Annotated in this window: 13 protein-coding genes; 5 read left to right on the top strand and 8 right to left on the bottom strand. The window is 64.2% G+C overall.

Annotation, left to right across the window (positions count from 1 at the left end; translation table 11 throughout):
• Nucleotides 1-383: 383 nt before the first annotated feature.
• The 4 genes from ABB27_RS00830 to ABB27_RS00815 all read left to right on the top strand — a co-directional run bounded on the left by ABB27_RS00830 (nucleotide 384) and on the right by ABB27_RS00815 (nucleotide 10562).
• Nucleotides 384-2228 (top strand): AAA family ATPase, encoded by a 1845-nt coding sequence (locus tag ABB27_RS00830; RefSeq protein ID WP_057626314.1) that lies wholly within the window; start codon nucleotides 384-386, stop codon nucleotides 2226-2228.
• A complete protein-coding gene (locus ABB27_RS00825) occupies nucleotides 2225-2896 on the top strand; it encodes a 4Fe-4S single cluster domain-containing protein (RefSeq protein WP_057626312.1) in 672 nt (223 codons plus the stop codon). The genes ABB27_RS00830 and ABB27_RS00825 overlap by 4 nt, the downstream gene beginning before the upstream one ends.
• Nucleotides 2897-3129: 233 nt before the next feature.
• Nucleotides 3130-9213 (top strand): AAA domain-containing protein, encoded by a 6084-nt coding sequence (locus ABB27_RS00820; RefSeq protein ID WP_244479096.1) that lies wholly within the window; start codon nucleotides 3130-3132, stop codon nucleotides 9211-9213.
• A gap of 176 nt (nucleotides 9214-9389) precedes the next feature.
• Nucleotides 9390-10562 carry a hypothetical protein gene (locus tag ABB27_RS00815; protein WP_152984366.1) on the top strand — a complete coding sequence of 391 codons (1173 nt, stop codon included), beginning with the start codon at nucleotides 9390-9392 and terminating at the stop codon, nucleotides 10560-10562.
• Between the two features lie 258 nt (nucleotides 10563-10820).
• Here the strand turns inward: ABB27_RS00815 and ABB27_RS00810 are convergent, their stop codons facing one another.
• The 7 genes from ABB27_RS00810 to ABB27_RS00780 form a co-directional block, all read right to left on the bottom strand.
• Nucleotides 10821-11666 (bottom strand): aldose epimerase family protein, encoded by an 846-nt coding sequence (locus ABB27_RS00810; protein WP_057626306.1) that lies wholly within the window; start codon nucleotides 11664-11666, stop codon nucleotides 10821-10823.
• The gene (locus ABB27_RS00805; RefSeq protein WP_161809591.1) at nucleotides 11656-12684 is read right to left on the bottom strand and encodes a glycoside hydrolase family 43 protein; all 1029 of its coding nucleotides are present in this window, start codon (nucleotides 12682-12684) and stop codon (nucleotides 11656-11658) included. Before ABB27_RS00805 ends, ABB27_RS00810 begins: the two co-directional genes overlap by 11 nt.
• Nucleotides 12685-12709: 25 nt before the next feature.
• Nucleotides 12710-14194, bottom strand: coding sequence for an MFS transporter (locus ABB27_RS00800; protein ID WP_057626305.1), 1485 nt, complete (start codon nucleotides 14192-14194; stop codon nucleotides 12710-12712).
• Nucleotides 14195-14252: 58 nt separating this feature from the next.
• Nucleotides 14253-16880: a glycoside hydrolase family 3 protein gene (locus tag ABB27_RS00795; protein WP_057626304.1), complete on the bottom strand. Its 2628-nt coding sequence runs from the start codon at nucleotides 16878-16880 to the stop codon at nucleotides 14253-14255.
• A 65-nt stretch (nucleotides 16881-16945) separates the two neighbouring features.
• Nucleotides 16946-18637 (bottom strand): glycoside hydrolase family 43 protein, encoded by a 1692-nt coding sequence (locus tag ABB27_RS00790; RefSeq protein ID WP_057626391.1) that lies wholly within the window; start codon nucleotides 18635-18637, stop codon nucleotides 16946-16948.
• Nucleotides 18638-18708: 71 nt separating this feature from the next.
• Complete coding sequence (locus tag ABB27_RS00785) at nucleotides 18709-20697, bottom strand: sialate O-acetylesterase (protein WP_057626302.1); 1989 nt, start codon at nucleotides 20695-20697, stop codon at nucleotides 18709-18711.
• Entirely contained in the window at nucleotides 20694-22877 is a 2184-nt protein-coding gene (locus tag ABB27_RS00780; protein WP_057626301.1) for an alpha-glucuronidase family glycosyl hydrolase, read from the bottom strand. Before ABB27_RS00780 ends, ABB27_RS00785 begins: the two co-directional genes overlap by 4 nt.
• Nucleotides 22878-22969: 92 nt before the next feature.
• Between ABB27_RS00780 and ABB27_RS00775 the strand changes: the two genes are divergently transcribed.
• Nucleotides 22970-24028, top strand: coding sequence for a LacI family DNA-binding transcriptional regulator (locus tag ABB27_RS00775; protein ID WP_057626299.1), 1059 nt, complete (start codon nucleotides 22970-22972; stop codon nucleotides 24026-24028).
• 103 nt (nucleotides 24029-24131) lie between these two features.
• On the opposite strand, the gene ABB27_RS00770 is transcribed toward ABB27_RS00775, so the two are convergent.
• The gene (locus ABB27_RS00770; protein WP_057626390.1) at nucleotides 24132-26687 is read right to left on the bottom strand and encodes a glycoside hydrolase family 3 protein; all 2556 of its coding nucleotides are present in this window, start codon (nucleotides 26685-26687) and stop codon (nucleotides 24132-24134) included.
• Between the last annotated feature and the right edge of the window lie 3 nt (nucleotides 26688-26690).

Genomic DNA, 26690 nt, shown 5'->3' with positions numbered 1-26690 from the left:
CGTGTATAGGATCGACGATGTGAAGATCAGGCAAAAACCGCCAGGAAAGCGCGGATTTTGTGATGGCTGCCCAAGTTCAGGCTGGCGCGCCCAGCCGAGTTCAATCACGCCCTGACAGGAACGTTGTCGCGTCGCTGGCATGTGCACCATCACTCAAGTCCAGGTAGATCCCGCCCGGTTGCATAAGCACACTGCCCCGCGTCCGGATGGGCAGGCGGTTGGATGCCGGCTGCTGACAAAGCACTGAGCAGCACGTGCGCCGCCAGCGATGGCGGCCCCGCCTTGCCGTTCAGCGGCTAAATCCCAGCCGAAGGCGGATGTTTGGGAGCCAATTGCCGATACGGCTATCCTATGGACACATCACCTAGGGAGGGGTTACGTCCATGTCATCTTCAGTTGCCTTCCAGAAGCCACGATGGCTTCTGGATCTTGTCCGGTTCCTGCCACTGAAGAGCCAGTTCGTACTCTCCGGAAACGTCTGCGACCTGCAGGTCAGCGAAGTGTCGCCCGGGGTGCTGACGCCACAGACGTTCAATGTGAACCTGCGCGATGCGCTCCAGCAGGCGGGTTTCAGCCAGGTCGTCGGTTGGGATCCCCTGGCAGGATTCAGGGAGTTGGGACGATCCGTTGGCGACGCCGGCGGTGATCCTGACGCAGGTGAGGCACTGCTTCGCGAGCTGGGACTGACCCCGGTCGACGGTGTGGCGGCCGCTGGCGCCGATCTGCTGAGCAACACCTTGCCAAGAGTAGTCGAGCGCAATGGTGCCCCGATCGCGCTGATCGTCGATTTTGCTTCCCGGCTGGTTGTGCGAAGCGACAGCTTGAGCCCGGCCGAACACCAGCTTTTCACGCGGGGGCTGGTGCTTTCCCACAGTGCCAGGGCGCGCCCCGCTGGCGAGGCGCGCAAGCCTTTCTTCAATACCGTCATTTGGGTCGTGCACAAGGAAGGTGACCTGCCGGACTGGCTGCTGGTCGACAACCCCCGGCTGCGGCATATCCCGGTATCCAAACCGGACCTGCCTGCGCGCCGCGCGATTGTCCCAAGCCTGCTGCGTGGCCTTGAGGGCGGCCGCGAGGCCAGCGCGGAGGCGCTGCAGCTGGCGGCCGATGCCTTCATCGAGAGCACCGAGGGCCTGCTGCTGCTCGATCTCAACGCGATTGCCCAGTTGGCGCGGGTCGAAGGTGTGCCCATGGCGCGCATTGCCGATGCAGTGCGCCGCTACAAGGTCGGCGTGACCAAGGATCCTTGGCTGAAGATCGACCGTCGCCGGATCCGCGAGGCTGACGGCTTCATCCGGCGCAGGGTAAAAGGCCAGACCCATGCGGTCACCCATATGCTGGACATCGTCAAGCGCGCCATGACTGGCGTGGGTGCCAGCCGCAAGGGCAACCGGCCGCGCGGCGTCGCCTTCCTCGCCGGTCCTACCGGCGTCGGCAAGACCGAGTTGGCGAAAACCGTCACCAGCCTGCTGTTCGGCGATGACAACGCCTATATCCGCTTCGACATGTCCGAGTTCAGTGCCGAGCACTCCGATCAGCGATTGATCGGAGCACCCCCGGGTTATGTTGGCTACGACGTTGGCGGCGAACTCACCAATGCAATCCGCGAGAAGCCCTTCAGTGTGGTGCTGTTCGACGAAATCGAGAAAGCCCACCCGCGCATCCTCGACAAGTTCCTGCAGATCCTGGACGACGGCGTACTGACCTCAGGCCGCGGTGACCGGGTCTATTTCTCCGAAGCGCTGATCGTATTCACGTCGAACCTGGGTATCTATCGTCAGGACGAAAGCGGTGCGCGCGTGGCCAACGTCCTGCCAACCGACGCCTTCGATACCGTGCAGCGCAAGGTGGAGAGCGAGATCGACCGCCATTTCAAGCTGGTGCTGAATCGGCCGGAGATCCTCAACCGCATCGGCGAGAACATCATTGTCTTCGACTTCATCCGCGAGGATGTGGCCGCGCAGATTTTCGCGCAGATGGTCGATGCCACACTTACCGATCTTGGTGAGCAGTCGCTGCAGGTGGAACTGGCCGAACCCGCTCGTGCTGCATTGCGCAGCGTGTGCCTGGGCGATCTATCCAATGGCGGCCGTGGTATCCGCAATCAGCTCGAAGCCCACTTCATCAACCCGCTGGCGCGTGCTTTGTTCGACCAGGACGCGCAGCCCGGTCAGCGCTTTGAAGTGGAAGAGCTATCGAGCGCGGGACTGCGACTGGTGCCGCGTTGAGCACTGCGCTTGACCTGTCGCGCGCGCATTTCCCGGTGACCACCTTGGGGCCTGGGCGGCGCATAGGCATCTGGTTCCAGGGTTGCAGCATCCGCTGCCCTGGCTGCATCTCCGCCGATACCTGGGGTGCAGGTCGCCACCTCACGACTATCGCGAGCCTGCTCACGCAGATCCGGCCCTGGTTGACGGAAGCAGATGGCATCACCATTTCTGGCGGCGAACCGTTCGATCAGCCCGAAGCCCTGCTTGAGTTGCTGCGGGTGCTGCGCCAGCTCGGGCGGCACGACATCCTGGTCTATAGCGGCTATCCGCTGGAGCAGCTTGCGCCGGTTCTGGCCGATGCCGAAGGGCTGATCGATGCGTTGGTCTCCGATCCCTACGAGCAGGCGCTGCCGCAATCCGTGGCCCTGCGCGGCAGCGACAACCAGCGTCTGCATCTGCTCACAGCGCTTGGCCACGCACGCTTCTCTGGCTTCGAGCGTCCATTGCGGCCTGAAGACAAAGCGCTGGACCTGATGCTCGACGAGGACGGCAGCGTATGGATGGCTGGCATCCCGCGTCGCGACGATCTACTGCGCCTGCGTGCATTGCTGCGCGACCAGGGCCACCAAGTGCAGGTCAGCGCTGATACCGCATTGCGCGGCCCTTACGAGATCCTCCGCAAATGATGCGTTTCTGCCCCAATTGCCAGACGGAACGTGAGCTCCATGAGCTCTTCTGCGAAGGGGTAGTTGCGCGGCAAGCCTGCAGCTGGGATCTCTCCAGCGAGCCCATTCGTGCCGCTGGCTGGCGACCGCAACCCGTCATTACCCGCGACGCTCCCCTCGCTCCGGCGAGTACCAAAGCCGATGCGCCGGCATCACGCTGCGTCAACGGCCATCCACTGCAGTCCGGCGATCTGATGTGCCTGGAGTGTGGCGGTGAACCCGCCGCATCGCCGCCTTCGATACCTCAAAGTGAAGACGCAAGCGGCACTGCAGCTGATGACCCCGCCGAGACACACATTGACGGCTGGCGCCTGCTTCGCGAGATCAGCCGCACCGACGGCGTGCGCGAACGCTACCTCGCCCAGCACGACGACGGCAGGCAAGCGGTGCTTACCTTGTACCGCGCCGGTGCCGAGCCGGACCCGGCGGTCTATGGCGTGCTGCGCCGGCTGCCCCGCGAGCATGTGCCGGACATCATCGCGACAGGCCGATGGAACGATCGTGCCTATGAAGTCGCCGAAGAACTCACCGGCGGCACCCTCGCCTCGCTCGGCATCGTCATCCACGACCTCGATGCCGTGCGTCATGTGGTGCGCGAATTGGGCCTGGCACTGCACGCGTTCAGCGAAGTCGGACTCCGCCACCGCGACTTGCGCCCGGCCACCCTGCTGGTGCGCAGCCGTGAGCCGCTGGACCTGGTAATCAGTGGCTTCGGCTCGGCGCGTCTCTCAGAGTTCGACATCGATATCGTTTCGCCGTTGGAGATCAGCCGCTACATGGCGCCGGAGGCCATCGCCGGCGGTGTCGCTGCGGCCTCCGATTGGTGGAGCCTGGGCATGATCCTGCTGGAGCAGCTCACCCAAGGCGCCTGCTTCGAAGGGGTCAACCCGAATGCTTATCTCATCCACGTGCTGGCCAACGGTGCGCTGCTACCGGATGCGCTCGATCCGCAGTTGAACCTGCTGCTGCGCGGGCTGCTGGCCCGTGATCGCAACCAGCGCTGGCAATGGCCTGAAGTACGCGCCTGGCTGGACGGCGAGCCGGTTACCGCGCCCGCTGCCGCCCAGGCTGAACATGACGCCGCCAGCGGCGCGACGATCACGCTGGGCGAGCGGCGCTTTCATAAACCGGCGCTGTTCGCACTGAGTGCCGCAGAAGAACAGCACTGGGCGCAGGCACTGGACCATCTGTTGCGCGGTGTGATCGTAACCTGGGCCGAGCAGGTCGGTCTTCCGCCCAAGTCAGTCGCGGGCCTGCGCAATGCCGCACAGCATGTGGAACTGGAAGACGACTTCCGCCTGCTGCTGGCGCTGAAGATCCTCAACCCGGACATGCCGCTGATCCATCGCGGACAGATCGTTACCCCCGGCTGGCTGCTCGAACATCCGCTGGAAGGCTACCGGCTGATTACCGGCCCGGTACCGGATCTATTGGAAGCCCTGGGCAGTGAAAGCTGGCTATGGCGATTGAAGATACGTGCCGACCAGGTGCGCCAGCGCGCCCACCATCAAGGCATCGAGCTGGACGAGGCACAGCTGCGCATCTATCTGCTGTCGACCTCGCGAGCCCGCTTGGCGGCACAGTGGCAGGAGCGCCAACAGCTGTTGCCCGACAGCGAGCACGCAGGCATCCGCTCGCTGAGCGAACGCCGGCTGATCGGCGAAGAAGACCTGATCGTCCTGCTCGGCGCGGGCATCCATCAGTTCCGTTCAGTGGACGCCATTGTCGACCAGGCCAGGCTGCTCGCGTTCGAGGCCGGCGTGCCGCAGTTCGATCCCGCAGTTGCACGCACGCTGTTGGCGCTTGAGCGGCGGGAATTGTTCGTGCACGTGGATGAGCGCATCGTCGGCTTCGCCCGCTGTGGTCTACGCCAAGCCGATGCCTGGGCCGACCAGTTCCGGCTGGAGCGGCGCATGCCGCTATCCAACGCCCTGGTACTGCTGGCGGTGCCGGCGGAGAGCTGGTTGGAACCCCAGAAACAGCAATACATCACCCAGATCCTCGACTTCTTCGAGAAGAAGGTGACGACCAGCGTGATGCGCGGCCCATTGGTGCGCATGATCATCGGCAAGACCACCGCGCGTATCGATCTGCGCGAGCTCGATACCACGCGTCGTCCTGCCGCAGCGCTGCTTGATGCCCTGCTACAGCGGGAAACCCGCGCCTTGGACCTGGACCCGGTAGCGCTGGCCGCCAGCCAGCCTCTGCTCATCCGCTTGAACAGCCTTCAACGGCAGAGTTCGCTATACAAGCGCGACACCGGCATCGACGGCCTGCACCTTGGCTTTCCCTTCCTGCTGACCCGCGACTCACCGAACACCCGCACCCGCATTGCGCCGCTGCTGCTGTGGCCAGTGAAACTGCAGATGGAACTGGGCAGCCGTGGGCGCATTGCGCTGGCCTTCGACAGCGAGCGCGAGGAAGTCCGGCTGAATCCGGCCTTGGAGGCTCTGGTCGGACCTGAAGCCTGCAAAGCCTGGCGCAGGACTGCGGATGAAGTCTTGGGTCGCTCTTCACTGAAGGCGGCTGGCGTGATGGATGCCTTTGGCGTGCTGGCGAGCCCGCGCGCGCGGGTGCTCGAAGCCCTTCCCCCCGCCTCCACCGAAATCCCTGTGCATGAGGCCGAGCTGGCCTGTGCGGCGGTGCTGTTCCACGTCACCTTCATGGGCCAGGCACTGGGTGAGGATCTGCGCCAACTCAAGGCCTTGTCGCCCAGCGGTACTGGCCTGGAAACGGCATTACGCCTGGGCACCGCCTCTGCGGCAGCGGCAGAGGCGGCACCGCCCGAACTGGATCGCTTCTTCACCGCCTCCAGTGATCCCTCACAGGAAGACGCCGTCTTGCAGGCACGGCAGACACCGGGCCTGCTGGTCGAAGGCCCGCCCGGTACCGGCAAGAGCCAGACCATCGTCAACATGGTGGCCGATGCCATCGGCCGACAGAAGAGCCTGTTGATCGTCTGCCAGAAGCACGCTGCACTGGAAGTCGTGCACAAACGACTGGTGGCCGAGGGGCTCGGCAATCGTGTGGTGATGCTTGATGACGTCAACCGTGATCGCGAGCGGGTGATCCGCGGGGTCCGCGAACAGCTGGAAACGCTGTTTGCCGCTGACGGGCCATCCTCACGGAGCTGGCAGGCGCAGCGCGAGCGGCTTGCGGCCCGCATCGAATCACTCGAAGGCGACCTCGACCGTTTCCACGCCAGCCTGCATGCGGTTGATGAACGCACCGGGCTGAGCTATCGCCAATTGCTGGGCGAGCTGATTGCGCTGGAACAGGACGGGGCAACGCTGGCTTTTCCTGCACTACGCCAACGCTTGGGCGACCTCGATATGGCTGAGCTCGCGCAGCTTGAAGAGGCCTGCGCGCCGCTGGCTCGGCTATGGCTTCCTTCCGATTACGAAGCAAGCCCGCTCGCGCGTCTGCAGGTCTTTACGTCGGACGCCGCCACCTTGCAGGCCTTCCAGCACGACTTCAGACAGTTTGTCGAAGCTGAGACTGCCAGGATCGAGATGCTGCAATCGCATCCGGCAGGCTTCGAGGTTGCCGAGCCGGCGCCCTATCGCGAGTGGTTGCAGGGGCCGGCACGCACCCTGCTCGAGCTGGATGAAGGCCAGCGACAACGCCTCGCTCGCTGGCTGCCGCTGTTCCGTGCTTCTGCAACCGGCGACACCGGCATCGGAGCACGTAGCCTCGCCTCGCTGGAACAGATCCAGCGCGACCTGCGCAGCGCTGCACTGCAAAGCCATTCCGCGCAGCTGTCCCCCGCACTGGCTGTCCTGCCCTCGCCGGCCCTGGATCGTCTGACCAGCCAGACAAGCGCGTTGTTGAGTGCGAACTCCTGGCTTGCGCGCATCAGCCCATTGAATTTCCTGCGGCGCCGTCACGTGTCGGCCTTCCTGGCCAATCATGGCGAGACGAAAGCAGGTACGGAGCAGCTCAGCAGCCTGCTTGCTGCAGCGAAACTCGAACAGTACTGGCGGCCGTTGCGTGCGGCCTTCTCTGCTGTGCAGCTGCTGCTGGAACTTCCGCTCCCCGATGTAGCAAGCGGCCCTCTTCTTGCTGCGCAGGTCGCCGATACCACTGACAAACTCCGCGACGCGCAAACGCTCGCCACGTCCATCGCTACAGCGCCACGGGCTGCGGTACTGGAAGCGGCGGTGCGCTCGGGCACCCGCCAGGCGCTGCAAGCCATGCTGACGGAAACCGAAGCCGCGCTGGCGCAGCAGTCAGCCCGTGAACGCAGCCTTGAGCGTCTGCAACGACTGGCCGATTGGGCCAATGCCGACTGGATCGCACAGCTGCGCAGCGCAATCGAGCAAGGCCATGACAACCATGCCACGCTCGACGAGTTGACGCAGGCCTTGCCAACGCTGGCCGCATACCAGCAGTTCCGCGTGCGCGCCGAGCAGCTGTCGCCTGCGCAGCTGGCCTTCTTTGCGGTGTTGCGTGAACGCGCCGCCGAGCTCAAGGACATCGCCGATGAGCGGATGGACTTCAGCGTCCGCCACCTGATAAATCGCGAAGCTCGGCTGGGGTGGAAGCAGCGCATTGAGCGCACACAGCCAGCACTGCTGCTGGAGCAGGCCGAAGCAACGAGCAAGGTGGAAGCGCTGGCGCTGGCCGACGCACAGATGCGTCAGCTCAACCGGGAGATGCTCGGTACTGCCATCGACAGCCAGCGGCTAGGCACCCGCAAGCAATGGGAAGACGTCACCCGACTGACAGGTCGCCGTTCGCGCCGCCTGCGCGAGTTCATCGAACTGGGCGCGGGCCTGGGCTTGATGCACCTTCGGCCGGTATGGCTGATGAACCCGGATGTCGCCAGCCGCGTACTGCCGCTTCATCCCGGCTTGTTTGACACGGTGATCTACGACGAAGCCTCGCAGATGCCGGTCGAATATGCCTTGCCCACGTTGTTCCGCGGACGGGTGATGATCGTCAGTGGCGATGAGAAGCAGATGCCGCCGACGGCGTTCTTCTCCAGTCGTGTCGAGAGCGATGAAGCAGAACTGTTTGATGGCCAGACGCCCTCGGAGGACGCCGAGCCGGAAGAACAGGAACTGTTCGAGGACACTTGGAACCGGCGCGAGATCAAGGACTGCCCGGACCTGTTGCAGCTGGCGCGCAGCGTGCTTCCAACGACCACGCTGCAGATCCACTACCGTTCCGCCTACCGCGAACTGATCGGCTACTCCAATGCATCGTTCTACGGCAATCGGCTCAGCGTACCGGTGCGACACCCGGCTGCGAGGATTCTGCAGGCACGGCCATTGGAACTGATTCGTGTCGATGGCCTTTACCAGGAGCAAACCAACCCGCAGGAAGCCGAGCGCGTGGTCGACTATCTCGCCGAGCTCTGGCGCGCGCCGGTAGAACAGCGCCCATCCGTCGGGGTGGTGACCTTCAACCGCAAGCAAGCCGACCTGATCGAAGAGCGGATGGAAGAACGCGCAACGCTGGACGATGGTTTCCGCATGGCCTTCGCCGAGGAACGTGAGCGCCGGGATGGCGGCGAGGATATGGCGGTATTCGTCAAGAACGTCGAGAACGTACAGGGTGACGAGCGTGACATCATCGTGTTTTCTTCCACATTCGGACGTAATGGCCAGGGCACCTTCCGTCGCAATTTCGGCGTATTGGGGCAAACCGGCGGCGAGCGGCGGCTGAACGTGGCGGTGACCCGTGCCCGCGAAAAAGTGGTGATGATCACTTCCATGCCGATTGCCGACATCTCCGACATGCTCACTACCCAGCGCCCGCCGAGCAGCCCCCGCGACTATCTGCAAGGCTATCTTGAGTACGCGCGCGCCCTGTCTGCGGGAGAGTTCAGTGGCAGCCGTGCGTTGCTGGGACGGCTGCTCACCGATCGCGGCCAAGTACGCACTGAGCACCGCCGCCAAGGCGACGGCTTCACCAACGCGGTCGCGGCTTATATCCGTTCGCTGGGGTGGGAGCCGGTAGCGGCCGATGAGGGTGACACCTTTGGCCTGGACCTGGCGATTGAAGATCCGGTCACCCAGCTGTACGCCATCGGCATTGAATGCGACAGCCCGCGGCATCCGTTGCTGCGCCGTGCCCGGGCGCGCGAGATCTGGCGCCGCAAGGTGCTGCAGCGATCGGTGCCACATATCCATCGGGTGTCGTCACTGGCTTGGTATGGCGATGGCGACAACGAACGCCTGCGCTTGCGCCAGGCAATAGCCGCCGCGCTCGCTGATGGCAGCCAAGCCGCTGCGCAGAAGCCGGCACCCGAGCTCACCAAGGAACAGCCATGAGCGGCCCCAAAGTTGTCCGTTTCATTCCACGCGAAGAAGCCTTGGCTATCTGCGAAGCGCTACTGGGCCGACTGGATCGTGCGTTCGCCGATTGGCAGAAAGAAACTCGCCGGCTTGGAGAGCAGGACGAGGTGATGCTGAGCGCTACGCGCGAGCGCCGGGCACAACTGCAGCAGATGCTGCTGCAGGGCGAAACGTGGCTGCTGCAAAAAGAGGTGCCGTTGGAAACCAACTTCATCCAACTCGATCTGCTGCAACGCCAGGAACAGGCGGTCGCCAAGGCCACCGAGTTGCGCAAGACCCAGCGCAACCTGCGGACCAACGCGGCGACCCTGCTCAAGGCAATGCCCGCCGACGCGACTGAGGCCGACGCAGCGTTGATGAATGCCTTGGAATTGATCGCTGACGGGCGATCAGTCGCCAACCCAGCAGCGATCCTGGCCCAGGGCTTCGCGCGCCTGAGCAGCGCCAATCGAGCCGATGCCGAAACAGTGAGTGACGCGCAACGCGATCTCGCCCACGCCTTGCAGATTGATCGTCCTGACAAGTGGATCGCAGAGGATCACGCCGTTCGCGAACCACGCCTGGAGCGCATCGACGGCTATCTGGCACGCCTGCAGACGCTGTACGGTGCCGCCGCGTCGGAGCCCTTCCAGCAACGTCTGGCAGCCATCGAAGAACAAGCGCAACAGGCACGGCGCGAACTGCTGCTCGATAGTCTGGTACTTGATCTGGCCGCGGCATCAGCACTTCACAAGGATATCGGCGAACGTAGTCTTGCACTGCGCAGCCTGGCATCCGAGCTTGCGGCAATGCCTGGACAGGCCAACTCGCCCCTGCTGGCGCAGGTAGCGGACTGTTTGGCCCAACAAACGCCGGATATCCAACAGATCATCGCGCTGTCATCGCAATGCAGCGAAGCCATCGCCCATGAAATGACAAAACAGACAGCAGGCACCAGGCGCCGCGCAATGCTCGAAGGCCTGGCCAGCCTGGGCTACGAAATCCGCGAAGGCATGGAAACCGCCTGGGCCGATGCCGGCAGCGTCGTCCTGCGCAAAGCAGCGACCCCTGGCTATGGCGTCGAACTTGGCGGTCGCTCGGAAAACGGGCGTTTGCAGGTACGCGCCGTCTCGCTGTCCAGTGCCAATGACCCCAGCCGGGATCGTGACATCGAGACCATCTGGTGCGGAGAGTTCAGCCGTCTCAGGGCCTTGCTTGCAGAACAAGGCAGCGAACTGACTATTGAGAAGGCCTTGGGTGTGGGTGCGGTGCCCTTGAAGCTGGTAGAAATTGAAGAGGGCAACGTTTCTGCCGCCGGCCAACTCGCCGCACCGGCAGCGCAATGAAGCATACGTCGAGCGGATAGCGACCTGGCGCTGTTCCGAGCATTGCCAACGAAGCGGCCCTGAGCCGCAGCAGGGCTTGTAGGGTGCGCTATCGGTGCGAGAACGTCCCAGTCTGAGGCGCGTCTCGGTTGTGATATCACTGGTCAAGCGGGTGCCGATAAGACTTGCTTGCGCATCATCTGCAGCGGCGAGGCCACTGAACTATTGCGTCTTTGTCCAAGAAAGGAAGCGGAAACGCGCACAAGTTCCGTATGCCGATCATGTCCCGGTGTCAGCCCAGTCCAACTCAAACTTCAAGTCCAGCTGCTGGCCCGGCTCCAGGCGGAACGGTGCAAGCGTGAAAGCGTCTGGCGGCCCGGTTTGTGGCTCCACACATGTCGCATGCGCGGCGTCGTCGTAAACCACCCAGATATCCGTATTAGAGCGCAGCCGTAGGCGCTGTCCGGAAGATACCAGGGCGATCTCGCCGGTTGCCACGAAGCAGTCGTCCCAAGGCCCGGCCGTCGGAAGTATACGCGGCAAGCTGGCAATGCCCTCCTCGTCCCTCGGATACATGGCATCCGGTGCGAACAGCAGCTGCTCGGGTTTACGGAACCAGGGATGCCAGCCCAACACGGCCGGCATCGCCTGTTCACCGGCCTGTACGGATAGCTGCAGGCTTAGACGGTTGTCGTGCAGGCAAATGGTCTGCTTTGCGACACCACCAAATGGCCAATAAGCGTCCGTGGGAAGCAGCAGTGACAGGGTCGCGGCGTTCGTGGCCAGGCTTTCTATGCCCCAAGGACGCGAGAATCCCACGCCATGTATCGCATGTGCGCCGAAATTGATGGGCACCGAGTACTCTCGGTCGTCGAAATTGAAGCGGCCTTGGCGTATGCGCCCAGCCCAAGGAACCATCGGGTAGCAACCCCAACCGATGGCCGCAGGCCCAGCATCGTCCTCACCAACCAGCCAGTCGACGCCGGCGTAGCGAAGCTGGGAAATGCGCCCGCCTGCCTCGGGTGCAAGCGCGACCTCCAGTTCGCCCGCTCGCAACCAGTGCAGGGGCCCGGCTGGCAACGGTGCCAGTGCATCGTCCACCGGCAAGCGGCAATCAGCCGCCATAGGGATCAATGGTCCGGATACTGCCATCGGCTTCGATATGCAATGGCGTGCATTTGGCCGAGCGCAGATGGGTGACGCCGCCTGACATCAGTGCATCATGATAGAACAGGTACCACTGGCCCTCGAACATGCAGATCGAGTGATGCGTGGTCCAGCCGACTACCGGCGTGAGGATCACGCCGGCATAGGTGAACGGCCCATACGGGTTGTCGCCAACCGCGTAGCACAACAGGTGCGTGTCACCAGTGGAATAAGAAAGGTAGTAGCGGCCCTGGTGCTTGTGCAGCCATGGCCCTTCGAAGAAGCGCCGCTCATGATCATCGGCGCGCAGCGGCTGCCCGTGTTCGTCGAGGATCAACACCTCGCGCGTCGGCTCGGCAAGCTGGGTCATGCCGACATCCAGCCGGCCGACCCGCGGGCCCAGCGCGGGCGCGTCGCCCACCGGCTCCTCATGCATCGCGTCGTAGCGGTTGTCGCGATACTTCTGCATCTGGCCACCCCAGATGCCGCCAAAGTAGAGGTAGTGCGCACCGTCGTCGTCTTCGTACACGGCCGGGTCGATGGAGTACGTTCCTTCCATCGGCTCCGGTTCGGCAGTGAACGGCCCCTCGGGACCATCCGCCACTGCTACGCCGATGCGGAATATTCCCTGCGCGTCCTTGGCCGGAAAGTAAAGGTAGTAGCGGCCATCGCGGCAGGCCGCGTCAGGCGCCCACATCTGCTGCCTGGCCCAGGGCACGTCGCGCACATGCAACACCATGCCGCAATCTGTGGCTGTGCCTTCCGGCGTGTCCATCCGCAGCACATGGTAGTCCTGCATGCCGAAGTGCCCGCCCTCATCATCGAACGGCTTGCCGCCGTCGATATCATGCGAGGGATAGATATACAGGCGCCCTTCGAACACATGTGCCGATGGGTCAGCGGTGTAGATGTGGGTTACCAGTGGCTTGGAGATGGCGTGTTGCGCCAGCCGCTGCAGCTCGGCCTCATGGGCCTGGGTGGTTTCGTTGATGGGCATATCGTTCATGGTCATGGCCTTGGTGTCACGCAGCTGCGTCGGCGCCGCTACGGCGCAGTTGGAGGTCATGTTCGATGCGTGTTTCCATGCCCTTGTCGATCTTGTAGATGAACAGCAGCGCCACCGCGACGAGGAAAGGAATGGAGCAGTAGATGCTCACGGTCATGCGTATGCCGTCGACTACGGCATCGCTCTGCTGGGCTGCGCCGGCCTGATAGCCGTAATGGGCAAGAATGCCGGCGACCAGCGCACCGCCTACGCTGAGCCCGATCTTCAGGCCACACAGCATCGCCGAGAAAATGATGGCGGTGGCGCGGCGATGATTCTTCCACTCGGAATAGTCCGCCACGTCGGCGATCATTGCCCACAGCAACGGAATGGTGATGCCGTAGCAGAAGCCATGCAGCATGAACGAGCCGAATGCCACCGCTACCGCTGTCGGCGGGAACAGATAGAACACCAGCAGGAACAGCGTGGACACAAACAAGGCGCCGCCAAAAACGTCACGCTTGCCGAAACGATCTGCCAGCCGGCGCGATACGCCGATACCCAGGATCATGCAGATGATGCCGCAGGCATTGAACAGGCTGAAGGCCGAGGTCGCCGGATCCTCGGGCCAGGTGAAGCCCGATAGCCCCGCACCATTGAGCCCCGCGTTCAATGCTTTGATGAAGCCATTGAAGCCCGAATTGTCGAGGAAGCTCGCCAGTGCCGGGGCACTCATGTAGTACTGGAAATAGTAGATATAGGTGCCGCCCTTCAGCGCCAGGTTGATGAAAACAAGCACGGTGAGTGCCAGCATCACCTGCCAGGGACGGTTGCGCAGCAGATCGGACAGATCCTGCAGCACGCCGCCGGTTTGGTCCTTGCTGGGCACGATGCGCTCGCGGGTGGTAGCAAAGGTGATCAGGAAGAACAGCGTGCCAACCACCGCGAATACCGTCATCACCCGCTCGAAGCCCTGCACGCGGTCGCCGTCACCCAGGATCAGCACCAGCGGCATCAGCAGTACCTGGATGATGAACTGCGCAACCATCACCGCCACGAAGCGGTAGGCGGACAAGCTGTTGCGCTGTGCCATGCTGCCGGTCAGCACGCCGCTCAGCGCCGAGTACGGCAGATTGTTGGCTGCGTAGACGCACATCAGCAGGCTGTAGGTGGTCAGCGCATAGATCACCTTGCCGTGCTCGCCCAGGTCCGGCGTGCTGAACGCCAGCAGCGACAACACACCGAACGGTACCGCCGTCCACAGGATCCACGGCCGGAACCTGCCCCAGCGCGTCGTGGTGCGATCGGCAGCGATACCGATCAAGGGCGTGAACACGAACGCGCCGAGCAGGCCAACAACGAAGATGATCGTCGCGGCCGTGGCCGCCGGCAGCCGGTAGACATCGGTATAGAAGAACGCCAGGTAGGTGATCAGCGTCTGGAAGATCAGGTTTGCCGCCAGGTCGCCCAGGCTGTAGCCCAGTTTTTCCCGGATCGATAGCGTGTGCTCAGTACTTGCCATGCAGCGTGTGTCCTGGACGGATGGTTGAACGGAAAGAAGCTGACGGAACTGGCGCCGATCACTCACGGCGCGGCTCCAGCTCGAACTGTGCCTGTACACGGGCATCCGCGCTGGAACCACCAATCCGTACTTCGTAACGCCCTGGCGGAACCACATAGGCTGCCTGCGCTTCGTCGTAGTGACGCAATGCCTGCTGTGCGTCCAACTCGAAGGCGACGGTGCGGCTTTCGCCGGCGGCCAGATGGATGCGCTGGAAGCCACGCAGCTCCTGTTGCGCATCGCCCTGCCCTGCCTGCAACCGGCGCACATACAACTGCACCACTTCATCGCCGGCACGCTTGCCGGCGTTGGCAACGTCCACCCGCACCTGCAGGCGTCCGTTGTCGGCAAGCTTGGCATCGGCGCGCAGGTTGCGGTAATCAAACCGGGTATAGGACAGCCCATGGCCGAACGGATACAGCGGGGTCCCGCGGAAATAGCGATAGGTGCGGCCTTCCATGCTGTAGTCGTCAAAGGCCGGCATCACTTGGTCAGCCTTGTAGAAGGTCACCGGCAGGCGCCCGGCCGGGTTCACCTCGCCAAACAGCGCCTGACCCACCGCGGTGCCACCACGCTGCCCCGGGTACCAGCTCATCAGGATCGCGGACAGATTGTCCTGCGCCCAGTCCACCGCCAAGGCCGAACCGCCCGTGAGCACCACCACCACCGGCTTGCCGGTGGCATGCAGCGCCTCCAGAAGGTGACGCTGCGTGGCAGGCAGGCGCAGATCGGTGCGGTCACCGCCAGCGAAGCCGGGATAGTTGACCGTCATCTCCTCGCCTTCGACGTCGCCGGTCAGGCCGCCGACGAACACCACCACATCGGCATTGCGGGCAGCATCGAGGGCCTCCTCGAACGGCGGCTTGGCGCCGGGCATACGCCAGCCCAGCCGCACACCGGCGTCACGCTCAGCGTCGTAGTACTCCAGTTTCAGGTCATAGGCGCGGCCCGCCTGCAGGTCCAGCTCGACGCCATCGGCATGCAGGCGATCGTTATCGGTCCAATGGTCCAGCACGCGCTTTCCGTCGACGTACAGGCGGAAACCATCATCCGCCGCTGCCTCGATGCGGTAGCGGCCGGACACCGGCGGCAGCAGCTGGCCACTCCAGCGGATGCTGAAGCCATCGCTGGGAATGCCCTGCCCCGGCGCGGCTTCACCGCGCGCCAGCAGGTTGTCGGTGGGCGAACCGCGATCCCAGCGGAAGCCGATCTGCGCATCGGTGCGCACCAGCGCCGGCGTGCCAGCCAGATCTGCAGTACGGAAATACTCACCGCGCAGGCCGCGCTCAGGAGAATCGGCCGATGGCCGCAGGAAGGCGGCTTCGATCAACGGTGTCGCGCTGGGGTCGTCGCGGCCTTCAACCAGATCCACGCCGCGTGCGTAGCGCACCTCGATGCCGGTTGCCGCGTCGCGGATGCCCTGCAATATGGTCACCGGCGCCGCCGGCGTGCCAAAGTAATTGCCCAGCAATGCCATGGTGTCATCGGCGGTCGGCCCAACCACGGCAATGCGCTTGAGCGTGCGCGACAACGGCAGCACGCCATCGTTCTTGAGCAGGACCAAGGATTCCTGCGCCGCCTTCAATGCCAGCGCATCGTGGGCCGGGGCCTGGTTCACCGAGGCTGGAATCCGCGCCCAGCGCACCCGCTCCGGCGGGTCAAACATGCCCAGTCGCATGCGTGCGGTGAACAACCGCGTGACCGCATCATCTATCTCCGCTTCGCTGATCAGACCCTGGCGTACCGCCGCCGGCAGCGTCGCGTATTCCTGGCCGCACTCCAGCTCAGTGCCATTCTTGACCGCGAGTGCGGCGGCTTCCTCGCGGCTGGCGACAATCTTGTGGTGCTTCCAGATGTCGACGATAGCCCAGCAATCCGAAACCACATAGCCCTTGAAACCCCAGTCACGCCGCAGCAGATCGCGTAGCAGGAAATGGCTGGCACTGGCGGATTCGCCATACACCCGGTTGTAGGCACCCATCACCGCATCCACATCACCTTCCTTCACCAAGGCCTCGAAAGCCGGCAGATAGGTGTCGTAAAGATCGCGCTTGCTCGGCCGTGCATCGAAGTGATGGCGGTCCGCTTCGGGGCCGCTGTGCACGGCCAGGTGCTTGGCGGTGGCGTCCAGTTTGCGGTAGACGGGATCGTCACCCTGCAGGCCGTGCACGAACGCAACGCCCATGCGTGCAGTCAGGTAGGGATCCTCGCCGTAGGTCTCCTGGCCCCGGCCCCAGCGCGGGTCGCGGAAGATGTTGACGTTCGGCGACCAGAAGGTCAGCCCCTGGTAACGACCATGCGAGCCTTCGCGGAGGAACTGATGATGTTTGGCGCGTGCCTCGTCGCTGATGACGGTGGCAACCTCGCCCATCAACGGCACATCAAAGGTCGCCGCCAAGGCAATGGCCTGCGGGAACACGGTAGCCTGCCCTGCGCGTGCCACGCCATGCAGGGCTTCGTTCCACCAGTCATAGGCAGGAACGCCCAGGCGCTCGATGGCCGGCGCCGCGTTCTGCATCTGTGCGGCTTTTTCCTCCAGTGTCATCTGTGCGACCAGCGCTGCGGCGCGCGTCTGGAAGCTGGCGGATGTGTCGAGCCAGGGTTTGCCCTCGGCCGCCAATGCCAACGGTGCCGTCCAGAAGGCCATGCACAACGCAAACGTGTAGAAACCCGGGCGGCGACGGCCGGTGGAGATGCAAGACGTCCGCGTCATCATTTGCTCCTCAAGGCGCGCTCATCGCGCGCGAATGGTCCCAGCAGGGTGCCGACAAAGCCGCCTGCACGATCAGTGCTCAATACGGCGCCGTCCACGCCGCTGGCCAGGGTCTGCCAGCCACGCCCATCGCCGAGGTCGAAGGCAAAGGCGTAATTGCCTTCATCACCCTTGATCTTCAGCTCCAACGCAGCGGGGGCGGCGATCTCCTGCGACGCCAGCGTGCGCGTTACCCCGCTGCCGTCACGGCCTTCGAGGAAGATCAGCAGCCGATCAGCGGCCAGGCTGCGCACGCCAAGGAAGTACCAATACGCTTCGCTCTGGAATGCCGCCAGACCGGCAGCGATGCCAGCAGCCGGCCGCGTCAACCCGGTGCTCGCCTCGAAGCGCAGATGCTGCTGGCGACGCCCCAGAAAAGCCGGGTTGTGCAGCGTATCCAGGTCCTCAGGCAGCGGATGCACGGCCAGCGCACCCGGCCGCTCGCGCAGGTCGGCCCACGCCACCTTGGGCACCCGCACGCGCAACCAGTCCGAGCTGAGCTCCGGACCATCAAACTCATCGCGCACACGGAAGTTGCCCGTGGACGGCGCTTGACTGGCCTCACCGCGCATCCACGACGGCGCAACTGCCACATAGGGAATATTCTGTCCGGCCGGCAGGATCAGCGGCCAACCGTTGCGCCATTCGACCGGCAGCAGGTAGGTTTCGCGGCCGGTGTTGTAGTGGCGCTGCTGGTAGTTGCGACTGGCCAGGAACACGGCCCACCACGAACCATCCGGGCCTTCAACCAGATCCGCGTGGCCGGCATTGGTAATCGGCAAAGGACGATCAGCCGGCAGGTCACGCTGGGTCAAAATGGGGTTGCCCGCATAGGCAACATAAGGCCCCCAGACCTCGCGGCTGCGCAGCACCACCTGCGAATGCTGGGGCCCGGTGCCACCCTCGGCATCGGACAGGTAATACCAGCCATCGCGTTTGTAGATGTGCGGGCCTTCAATCCAGATTGGATTCTTCTCCGGCTCCACTCCGCCGTCGATCAACACCTTGCGCGGGCCCACCGGCTTGAAATTGGCCAGATCGATCTGTTGCATCCAGATGGCGCGGTGGCCGTCATAGCGCGCCGGTCCCGCCGGCTCGTCGTTGTTGAGCAGGTAGACCGTGCCGTCTTCGTCGAAGAACAGCGACGGATCGATACCGCCGATGCCAGGCAACCAGTGCGGGTCGGACCATGGCCCTGCAGGATCACCTGCGGTGGCGATGAAGTTGCCGCCGCTGTCGGTTGCCGTAGTCACCACGTAGAACGTGCCATCGTGGTATTCGATGCTCGGCGCAAAGATGCCGCGCGAAACGCTCAGGCCATCGAAGTCCAGCTGCGTGGGCCGATCAATGACATTGCCAATCTGCTTCCAATGCACGAGATCGTTGCTCTCGAACACGGGAATGCCTGGATAGTAGGTGAAGCTGGAATTGACCAGATAGAACTTGCCGTTGGCGCCCACGATGCTGGGGTCGGCGTGGAAGCCGGCCAGAATCGGGTTGCGGTAGTAGCCGGCCGGCAGCGGCGCTTCAAAGGCAGCGTCGCTACCGGCATATTCGAACCAGTCGAAGTACACCGGCGGCGCGCCAGCCGCCCCTTGTGCCTGAGCGGTCGTGGCCAACAACAGCACTGCCGCAGCAAGCAGACGGCGCATTGAAATGCGCCGCAGCACGCTCGCGCAGCCATCTCGCCGGCTGTCCATGGAGTGCCGCGTGGAAAACAGGCTCATCGTGCTACCTCGGCATCAGTGATGGGGAGTTCAAATGGACCCGCTGGCTCGCCAGCGCTGTCGCGCAGCGTGCAGACCGGGCCATCTGCCCAGCAGTAGCGGACCAGCGCAGCTGCATTGGCCTGCGGGCTGCGAAGCACGACATGACGCTCATCCAGGCTGGCGTCGGCATAACTGCATTGCCGCGCATCGGCATCGCAAAGTTCGAAGCCGATAGGCCCGTTCGCGCCGGTTGTCACCAGCTTGCCGGTGATGTCGCCAAACGCGATGCGCACACCCTCCGGCATGTGTGTTGCCGCCAGCACTTGCGGACCGGACGGCGCCAGCGCCCGCTCCGCATAGACCAGACTGCGCGCGGCACGTGCCAGGCGCCGACCCAACTCCTGCTTGCTGGGTGGATGGATGTCGTAGGCATCGCCGATATCGATGGCCACCACAAGCGCGGAATGCGGATCTTCCGCAACAACACGACGCTGTGCTTCACGCACCTGCGCCCACCCACTCTCCACCGGTGCCACAGGTGGCAGGCCATAACCGGCCAACTGCACCACCAGCAGAGGCATCTGCGTGCCGAACTGGCTGCGCCAGTCATCACGCAATGTGCGTAGCAGCCCGGCATAGGCTGCGCCATTGCCGGTGTTTGATTCGCCCTGGTACCAGAGCATGCCGCGCAAACCATAGCTACCCAACGGTGCAATCATGCCGTTGTACAGCGTCGACAGACCGGTCGCAGCATGCCAAGGCGCAAGCGGCGGTGCTTGTCCGCCCGGCGCGATACGGTACTGCCACGGCGAATCCAGCCCGACACGCGTGCCATCGTCGAAACGCAGCCCGTGAGCGCTCGCCGGGCCGGAAAGTCCGCCATCGCCATAAGTATCCAGCACGTTGATCACCACCGTGTTGCTGCCGGCATGCAACAAGCCTTTCGGCAACGGATAGCTACGCGCCTCGCCTGCACCGTACTGGCTGCCCACGGTCACGCCATTGACCCAGGTCATGTCCGTCTCATCGACGGGGCCCAGCTCCAATGTCGCGCCCCGTGCGGCCTGCGCTGCGCTGAGGGTGAGCTGGCTGCGGTACCAGACCATGCCGTTGTACTCAGCAAGCGCTGGCACGCTCCAGTGCTCCCATGCGCCAAGCATTGCAGGTGCCTGGTGCCAACCGCGGCTGCGGGGGTCCGGCCGCCACGGCGTATCGCTGGGCACGGCGTCTTCGCGTGCAAGCCACCATTGTTGCCAACGCTGGCCCCATTGCAGGCGCGCCTCGGCGGGGTCATGGGCATACAGGGCGAGCACATCCAACGCCTGATCCATGCCGCCGTGCCTGCGCAGTGCTTGCGCGCTCGTCCAGGCCTCGATCCGCGAGCCACCCCATGCAGCCTGGATCAGCCCCATCGGCACATCGACTGTCTTCTGCAGTTCGCGCGCAAAGTAGAAACACGCCGCAGAGAAGTCGCGCACCGTCTGCGGGGTCGCAGGCAGCCAAGCAACGGTGCCGCTGAAAGAACCCTGCGCAGTGATGGCCGCCGCCTGCGGCACCGTGAACAAACGGATAGTCGGCTGCGTAGCGGAGGCGATCTCACTACTGGCGTTGAGCGCGCGCCACACGGGCAGTTCCATGTTCGATTGCCCGGAACACAGCCATACATCGCCCATCTGCAGATCACGCACGGTCTGGGTAGCATGCCCGGCACGGACCTTCAGCGCGTAAGGGCCACCTGCCGGGATGGGCTGCAATGTCGCCTGCCAGCGCCCTTCCGAGTCCGCGCGGGTGCTGACGGTCTGCCGTGCGAACGCCACCGATATGGTTTCCCCCGGACCGGCCTGGCCCCACACAGGAAGCGGCTGATCCCGTTGCAGAACAGCGTGATCCTGGAACAACGGATGCAGCAGCACCGGCATGGATTCCTGCGCCGATAAAGAATTGGCGCCAAATGCCAGTACGGCCGCCAACACCGCAGCACGCCATTGCCTGATCCCGCTCATCGCCCATCCCCCGGCGCGAAAGGAAACTGCAGCGACTGGTAATAGGCCAGCGGCTGCGGTGGCGGTACTTCGCCCGCCGGCAACGGCCTGCCGCTCAACGACTGGAAGTACGCCACGCTGGCGTCGCGCCACCACTGCGCCTCGTTGTGCTGGATGCGCAGGAAGGCCGCAACCTGTTGGTGGCGCGGCGCATCCACCCCACCCTTCAGGCCATCCCAGCTGTCCTGCATCGCCTGCACCTGACGCACACCCCGCGAATAGCGGCCCACCAGCTCGTCCCACAAGCTGCGCCCGGAGTGCATGCGGTGATCCCAGGGAACATGGTGGAACCACAACAGCAGTGACTCGGGAACCTGCTCAAGATCGCCGTAAACATTCGCCACCGCAGGGGCGTACTGGGCCACGGCATTGCTGCCATGCGCGGTCCGGTCGAAGCCGATACCGTCTCGGTCAGCACGGTGGTAGTACACCGACGTCCAGTCCACGCGTGGCCCGCCAGCGACCCAGGGGCCGGGCCCATAGTGGTGGCCGCGCGCCATCAGGTGATGCAGGCCCAGCGGTGTCATGTAGTCCACCGCCGCTTCACGCGACGCCATCATCATCCCTACGATGGACTGGACCACCGCAGGATCCGGCGAGAACGTCATTGCTGCCCAGTCCTTGGCGATATCGCGTGCGGACTGATGCGGATTCCACGCCAGCCTACCGAAGGCGTACCAGTTGGCCTGGTCGAAGTGCGAGCCAGTCCAGTTACGGTCTGTGCCTGTGTTTGCAACCCCGGCGATGCCGGTCAGTGCGTGACCATCCAAGGAACCATCGATCACCCGCGCCACCGTTGAGCCGGCGCCGCGTGCGTGCGTGTCGCTACGCAATACTTCTTCGTAGAGTGGGCCGAGATAGACAAGATGCGTCGCAAAGCCAAGGTATTCCTTGCTGATCTGCAACTCCATCATCAACGGCGTGTGCGGCATGGCGCCAAACAGCGGATGGAGTGGTTCGCGCGGCTGGAAATCCAGCGGGCCGTTCTTCACCTGCACGATCACGTTCGGGTGGAAGGCACCATCCAGACCGGAGAACTCGCCATACGCCTGTTTAGTGCGGTCTTCGGGGACATCGTGCGCGTAGACGAAGGCACGCCACATCACCACGCCGCCGTGCGCTGCCAGCGCGTCGCCCAACAGGTTGGCGCCATCGGCGTGTGAGCGCCCGTAGTCCTGCGGGCCCGGCTGACCTTCCGAATTCGCCTTGACCAGAAAGCCACCGAAATCCGGAATCAGCGCGTAGATCTCGTTGGCCTTGTCACGCCACCAGCGCTGCACCGCCGGATCAAGCGGATCGGCGGTTTTCAGCCCGCCCAGTTCGATGGGTGCACTGAAGCGCGTACTCAGATACACGCGGATGCCGTAAGGCCGGAATACCTCGGCCAAGGCGGCGGCCTTGAGCAGATACGGCCGGGTCAGGCTCAAGGCATTGGCATTGACATTGTTCAGCACCGTGCCATTGATGCCGAGCGAGGCGTTGGCGCGGGCGTAATCGGTGTAGCGCGGGTCCCGCCAGTCCGGCAGTGTCTGCCAGTCCCACAGTGAGCTGCCTGCGTAACCGCGCTCGACATACCGGTCCAGGTTGTCCCAGTGATTGAGCAAACGCAGCTTGAGCTTTGGTGATTCGCGCACCTCAAGACCCTGCAGCGGCACACCGGTCTGCAGCAGGCGCAGCAGATGGAACACCCCGTAGAGCACGCCGATATCCTCGCGCGCGGCAACCAGCAATACCTCGCGTCCACCTAGCTGTGTCTGCCGGAGCAGGTAGCCCTCCGCGCCCAATGACTCGAGATCCTTGCGGTATGGCGCAAGCTGGGCAGATGACTGCGGCGTGCCCAGGATCAGCGCTTGTCCAACGCCGGCATCGGCATGCAGCTGTGGCGCGCTGCCCAGCAGACCGGCCAGGCCGCGTGACAGTTCTTCGCGTGCGGCGTGCTGGGTGGGTGTCTGATCGGGCGCGCCGACTGCGCCCAGTTGCGAGCGGTAAGCATCGGCAAGCGCGGCGTCCAGTGGGACGTAACGCATCCACAGCGCATAGCCATCTTCGGCATGCAGCCTGCCCATACTCGTCAGCAAAACCAAGGCCGCCACGCACAGCCAAAGACGCCGCCCGCCGGCGCGGAGCAGTGGCGTTAACATTCGACTTTGTAAGCTATGGCCCTGCCCCGAATATTCCATCACCTGCCCTCGCAGCCGCGGCGCAGCGCCACACAGAAAGAAGGGAACGCGTATTGGACAAGCCGAAGAAATCGGCCCGCCGCAAAACCAGTGGCGTGACGATCGACGAGGTGGCCGCCCTTGCCGGGGTATCGCCGATGACTGTGTCGCGGGTGATGAACCAGGGCAAGGTGCGCGAGCTTACCCGCGAGCGTGTCATGCGCGCGGTGCGCGAGTTGGGCTATACGCCCAACCTGGCCGCCAGTTCGCTGGCCGCCGCGCAGCACACGCGGATCGCGCTGATCTACACAAATCCCAGTGGTGCCTACCTGCGCGAGCTGCTGGTCGGCCTGCTGCGGGTCGCCTCCAGCTCCGCGATCCAGTTGGTCGTCGACTACTGGGATGAGTTGGATGCCGAGGCCGAGCGCAACGCCGCCCGTGCTTTGGGCGGGCGGGTGGATGGCGTCATCCTGCCGCCACCGCTGTGCGAGTCGCAGGCCGCCGTGGCCGAACTGGTCAAGGCCGGCATCCCGGTGGTGGCCATCGCTTCGGGTCACCTGAGTGATGACATTTCCTGCGTCCGCATCGACGACTTCCACGCCGGCAAGGAAATGGCCGAATACCTGATCCGGCAGGGCCACAGCCGCATTGGCTTCATCCGTGGGCGCAAGGATCTCAGCGCAAGTGCCCGCCGCTACGACGGCTTCGTCACCGCCCTGCACGAGGCCGGTCTGGAGGTGGAGTCCGGCCTGGTCCAACAAGGTGACTACACCTATCGGTCCGGGCTGACGGCCGCCGAGAAGCTGCTGTCGCTGCGGAAGCCGCCCACCGCCATCTTCGCCAGCAACGACGACATGGGCGCAGCGGCCATCTCGGTGGCACATAGGCGTGGCCTGGATGTCCCCCGCGACCTGTCGGTGGTCGGCTTCGATGATAGTTCCGCCGCTACAACCGTGTGGCCGGAGCTCACCACCATCCACCAGCCAATCGCTTCGATGGCCAACGCTGCCATCGACATTCTTCTGCGCAGCATCCGGCGCAGAACGGACAGCGCACCAGTATTGATGGACCACGTGCTGCCCCACCGCCTGGTCGTACGCGACTCGGTGGCGGCGCCGTCCAAGCGCCGCTAGGGGGCGGCGCCTCAGCATGCCGGCAGCATCCGCATGCTGGCCGCGCAGATGAGGGCGGCAACGGCGCTGACATGCGGCGTCGTCGCCAACACCGCGGCTGTGGCTACACACCGGCGCATGCGACGGTGGTTTCCGCTTCGTTCAAGGCGCCCAAGGCAACGCGGGACACCGAGATTGTCATCGTGCCTGCCGTGGCCATCGACCAGGGGCGATCCAGCTTGCCGACATCCGCTCCTGCCGCAGCCAGGCATTTCAGCGGCACGCCAACGCGCGTCCACTGGCCCACCGGCAGCTTTGCAAGGGTGGGCGTCATCGCTATGCGTGCGCTGCAGCCCGTGCCGCAGCCCACCGACAGCCAGGCATCAGCGCTTGGGGCGGCGTCAACGCGCAAGGTTGTCAGCAACATCAGGTCACCGTTGCTCTCACGCTGCAGATCCAATGCAGTGTGCGATTGCAATGCGACGACGGCATCACCCTTGCCTGACCATGCAAGGCGGCGGCCGTCTTCCTGCGCCAGATGGTCCACGCCGGTTACCTTCAACAGCTCACCATCCAGTGCTTCCGGTACCTTGGTGACGGTCACACCCTGCCCGGTCCTGTCCTCCAGCCGCAATGCAAGGCCCGAGCCGGTATCGCCACGCGCGAAGAACACACCGGCCGCGCCTTCCTCACCGGTTACGCCTGACACTTCCGGCAAGGCCGCCAGGTCGCCGTTGTCGGCATAGGTCAAGCCGAAACCGAATGCGAACAGCGGGTCGTAGTCCTTCTGGCCGACGTTGTTGGCGTACTGGGTGGCGGTACGCGGCCAGCTGAAGCTGAGCTTGCCCTTGAAGTCGTGCTGCACGCTGCCGTCGGGCTTGCGCAGCAATACATCGGCGATGCCGGCGCCTTCCGAGCCCGGCAACCATGCCGCCACGAACGCGTCAGCTGCATTGATCTCACGGTTGACCCATAGCGGGCGCCCGCTCAGGAACACCGCCACGACAGGGATGCCCTCTGCCTTGAGCTGCTTGATCAGTGCCAGATCCGTCTCATCACCTGGCTTGTAAGCCAGCGTCGGCAGGTCACCCTGAAACTCGGCGTAGGGATTCTCACCGAATACCACCAGCGCCACATCGGGCCTGTGCGTGTACTTGCCATCGACGGCCAGCTCGGCTTCGCCGCCCGCCGCCTTGGCCTGCTGGGCGATGCCCTCGTAGATGCTGTCCGCGTTCGGGAAATCCTTGCGGGTGGTACCGGTGCCCTGCCAGTTGAGCGTCCAACCGCCAGCCTGCTTGCCGACATCGTTGGCACCATCACCGGCGACCAGGATGCGTTGCTTCGCCGACAGCGGCAGCACTCCGCCCTGGTTCTTCAGCAGCACCAGCGATTCGCGCACGGCCTGGCGCGCGACTGCGCGATGTTCCGGCGCACCGATCAGCGCGAACTGGCCGCCGGCCGCACGCGACGACGGCTTGCCTGCTTCAAACAGGCCCAGGCGGATTTTGACCCGCAGGATCCTGCGCACGGCGTCATCCAGCCGCTCCTGGCTGATCGTGCCAGCCTTCGCTGCGGCCAGCGTGGTCTCATAGAAGCCTTTCCAGCTGTCCGAGGCCATGGCCATGTCCAGGCCGGCGTTGATGGTGGCGGGGCAATCGGTGGTGGTGCAGCCCTTGACCTGCCCGTGCCCGTTCCAATCGCCGACAACGAAACCACCAAAGTGGATGCGCCCCTTCAGCACATCGGTCAGGTAAGGCTTGTTGCCGTGCATCTTCTCGCCGTTGACGCTGTTGAACGAGGCCATCGCCGTCTGTGCACCGGCGGCGATCGCCGGCGGATAACCGGCCGCGTGGATGCGCACCAGTTCGGCCTCGCTGATCCGGGTATCGCCCTGGTCCTTGCCATCGGTGGTACCGCCGTCACCAAGGAAGTGTTTTACCGAGGCGATGACATGGCGGCCATCGAGAAAGTCCGGCGTCCCCACCTTGCCCTGCAGGCCTTCCACCATCGCACCGGCATAGCTGGCAACCACCTGCGGTGACTCGGAATAGCCTTCATAGGTGCGCCCCCAGCGGTCGTCCTGCGGCACCGCCACGGTGGGCGCGAAGGTCCACTCCATGCCGGTGGCTCGCGTCTCCAGTGCGGTGATCTCACCAATCCTGCGCAGCAGTTCCGGGTTGCGTGCCGCACCCAGGCCGATGTTATGCGGGAACAAGGTAGCGCCGACGATGTTGCTCTGCCCGTGCACCGCATCGATGCCGAACACCACCGGGATCGCCTTGCCGCCCTGTGAGGTATCCATCGATGCCTCATAGAACGCGTCGGCCAGTGCCAACCATTCCGCAGGCGAGGCATCGTAGCGGCCGCCGGGATCGGAGTTGCCCCCGGCCAGGATCGACCCGAGCCGATACTTGCGCACGTCATCGGGGGTAAGGCTGCCGATGTCGCCCTGTACCAGCTGGCCTACCTTCTCCTCGACCGACATGCTGGCCATCAGCTCGCTGATGCGTTTTTCCAGTGCGGGATCTTCCGGCAGCGGCCAGGCAACCTGCGGCCAGACGTTGGCATCGCTGGCAGTGGATGCAGCGGGCTGCTCCCCGCCCTTGCAGGCAGCCAGGGCCAGCAGCAACGCAGCTACCAGCATGCCGCTGCGGGCACGGCGCGACTCATGAGGGGTCATGAC

It is taken from the genome of Stenotrophomonas terrae (assembly GCF_001431465.1).
Classification (GTDB): domain Bacteria; phylum Pseudomonadota; class Gammaproteobacteria; order Xanthomonadales; family Xanthomonadaceae; genus Stenotrophomonas; species Stenotrophomonas terrae.
Note: the sequence above shows the minus strand (reverse complement) of the source record. Positions and strands in the feature narration are given on the sequence as shown.

Excerpts from the sequence above, each read along its gene's own strand:
- ABB27_RS00770 (WP_057626390.1), bottom strand. The coding sequence starts at position 26,687 with ATGACCCCTCATGAGTCGCGCCGTGCCCGCAGCGGCATGCTGGTAGCT.
- ABB27_RS00790 (WP_057626391.1), bottom strand. The coding sequence starts at position 18,637 with ATGCGCCGTCTGCTTGCTGCGGCAGTGCTGTTGTTGGCCACGACCGCT.
- ABB27_RS00780 (WP_057626301.1), bottom strand. The coding sequence starts at position 22,877 with ATGTTAACGCCACTGCTCCGCGCCGGCGGGCGGCGTCTTTGGCTGTGC.
- ABB27_RS00830 (WP_057626314.1), top strand. The coding sequence starts at position 384 with ATGTCATCTTCAGTTGCCTTCCAGAAGCCACGATGGCTTCTGGATCTT.
- ABB27_RS00805 (WP_161809591.1), bottom strand. The coding sequence starts at position 12,684 with ATGCCCATCAACGAAACCACCCAGGCCCATGAGGCCGAGCTGCAGCGG.
- ABB27_RS00795 (WP_057626304.1), bottom strand. The coding sequence starts at position 16,880 with ATGGCCTTCTGGACGGCACCGTTGGCATTGGCGGCCGAGGGCAAACCC.
- ABB27_RS00810 (WP_057626306.1), bottom strand. The coding sequence starts at position 11,666 with ATGGCGGCTGATTGCCGCTTGCCGGTGGACGATGCACTGGCACCGTTG.
- ABB27_RS00785 (WP_057626302.1), bottom strand. The coding sequence starts at position 20,697 with ATGAGCGGGATCAGGCAATGGCGTGCTGCGGTGTTGGCGGCCGTACTG.
- ABB27_RS00815 (WP_152984366.1), top strand. The coding sequence starts at position 9,390 with ATGCTGCTGCAGGGCGAAACGTGGCTGCTGCAAAAAGAGGTGCCGTTG.
- ABB27_RS00800 (WP_057626305.1), bottom strand. The coding sequence starts at position 14,194 with ATGGCAAGTACTGAGCACACGCTATCGATCCGGGAAAAACTGGGCTAC.
- ABB27_RS00820 (WP_244479096.1), top strand. The coding sequence starts at position 3,130 with ATGTGCCTGGAGTGTGGCGGTGAACCCGCCGCATCGCCGCCTTCGATA.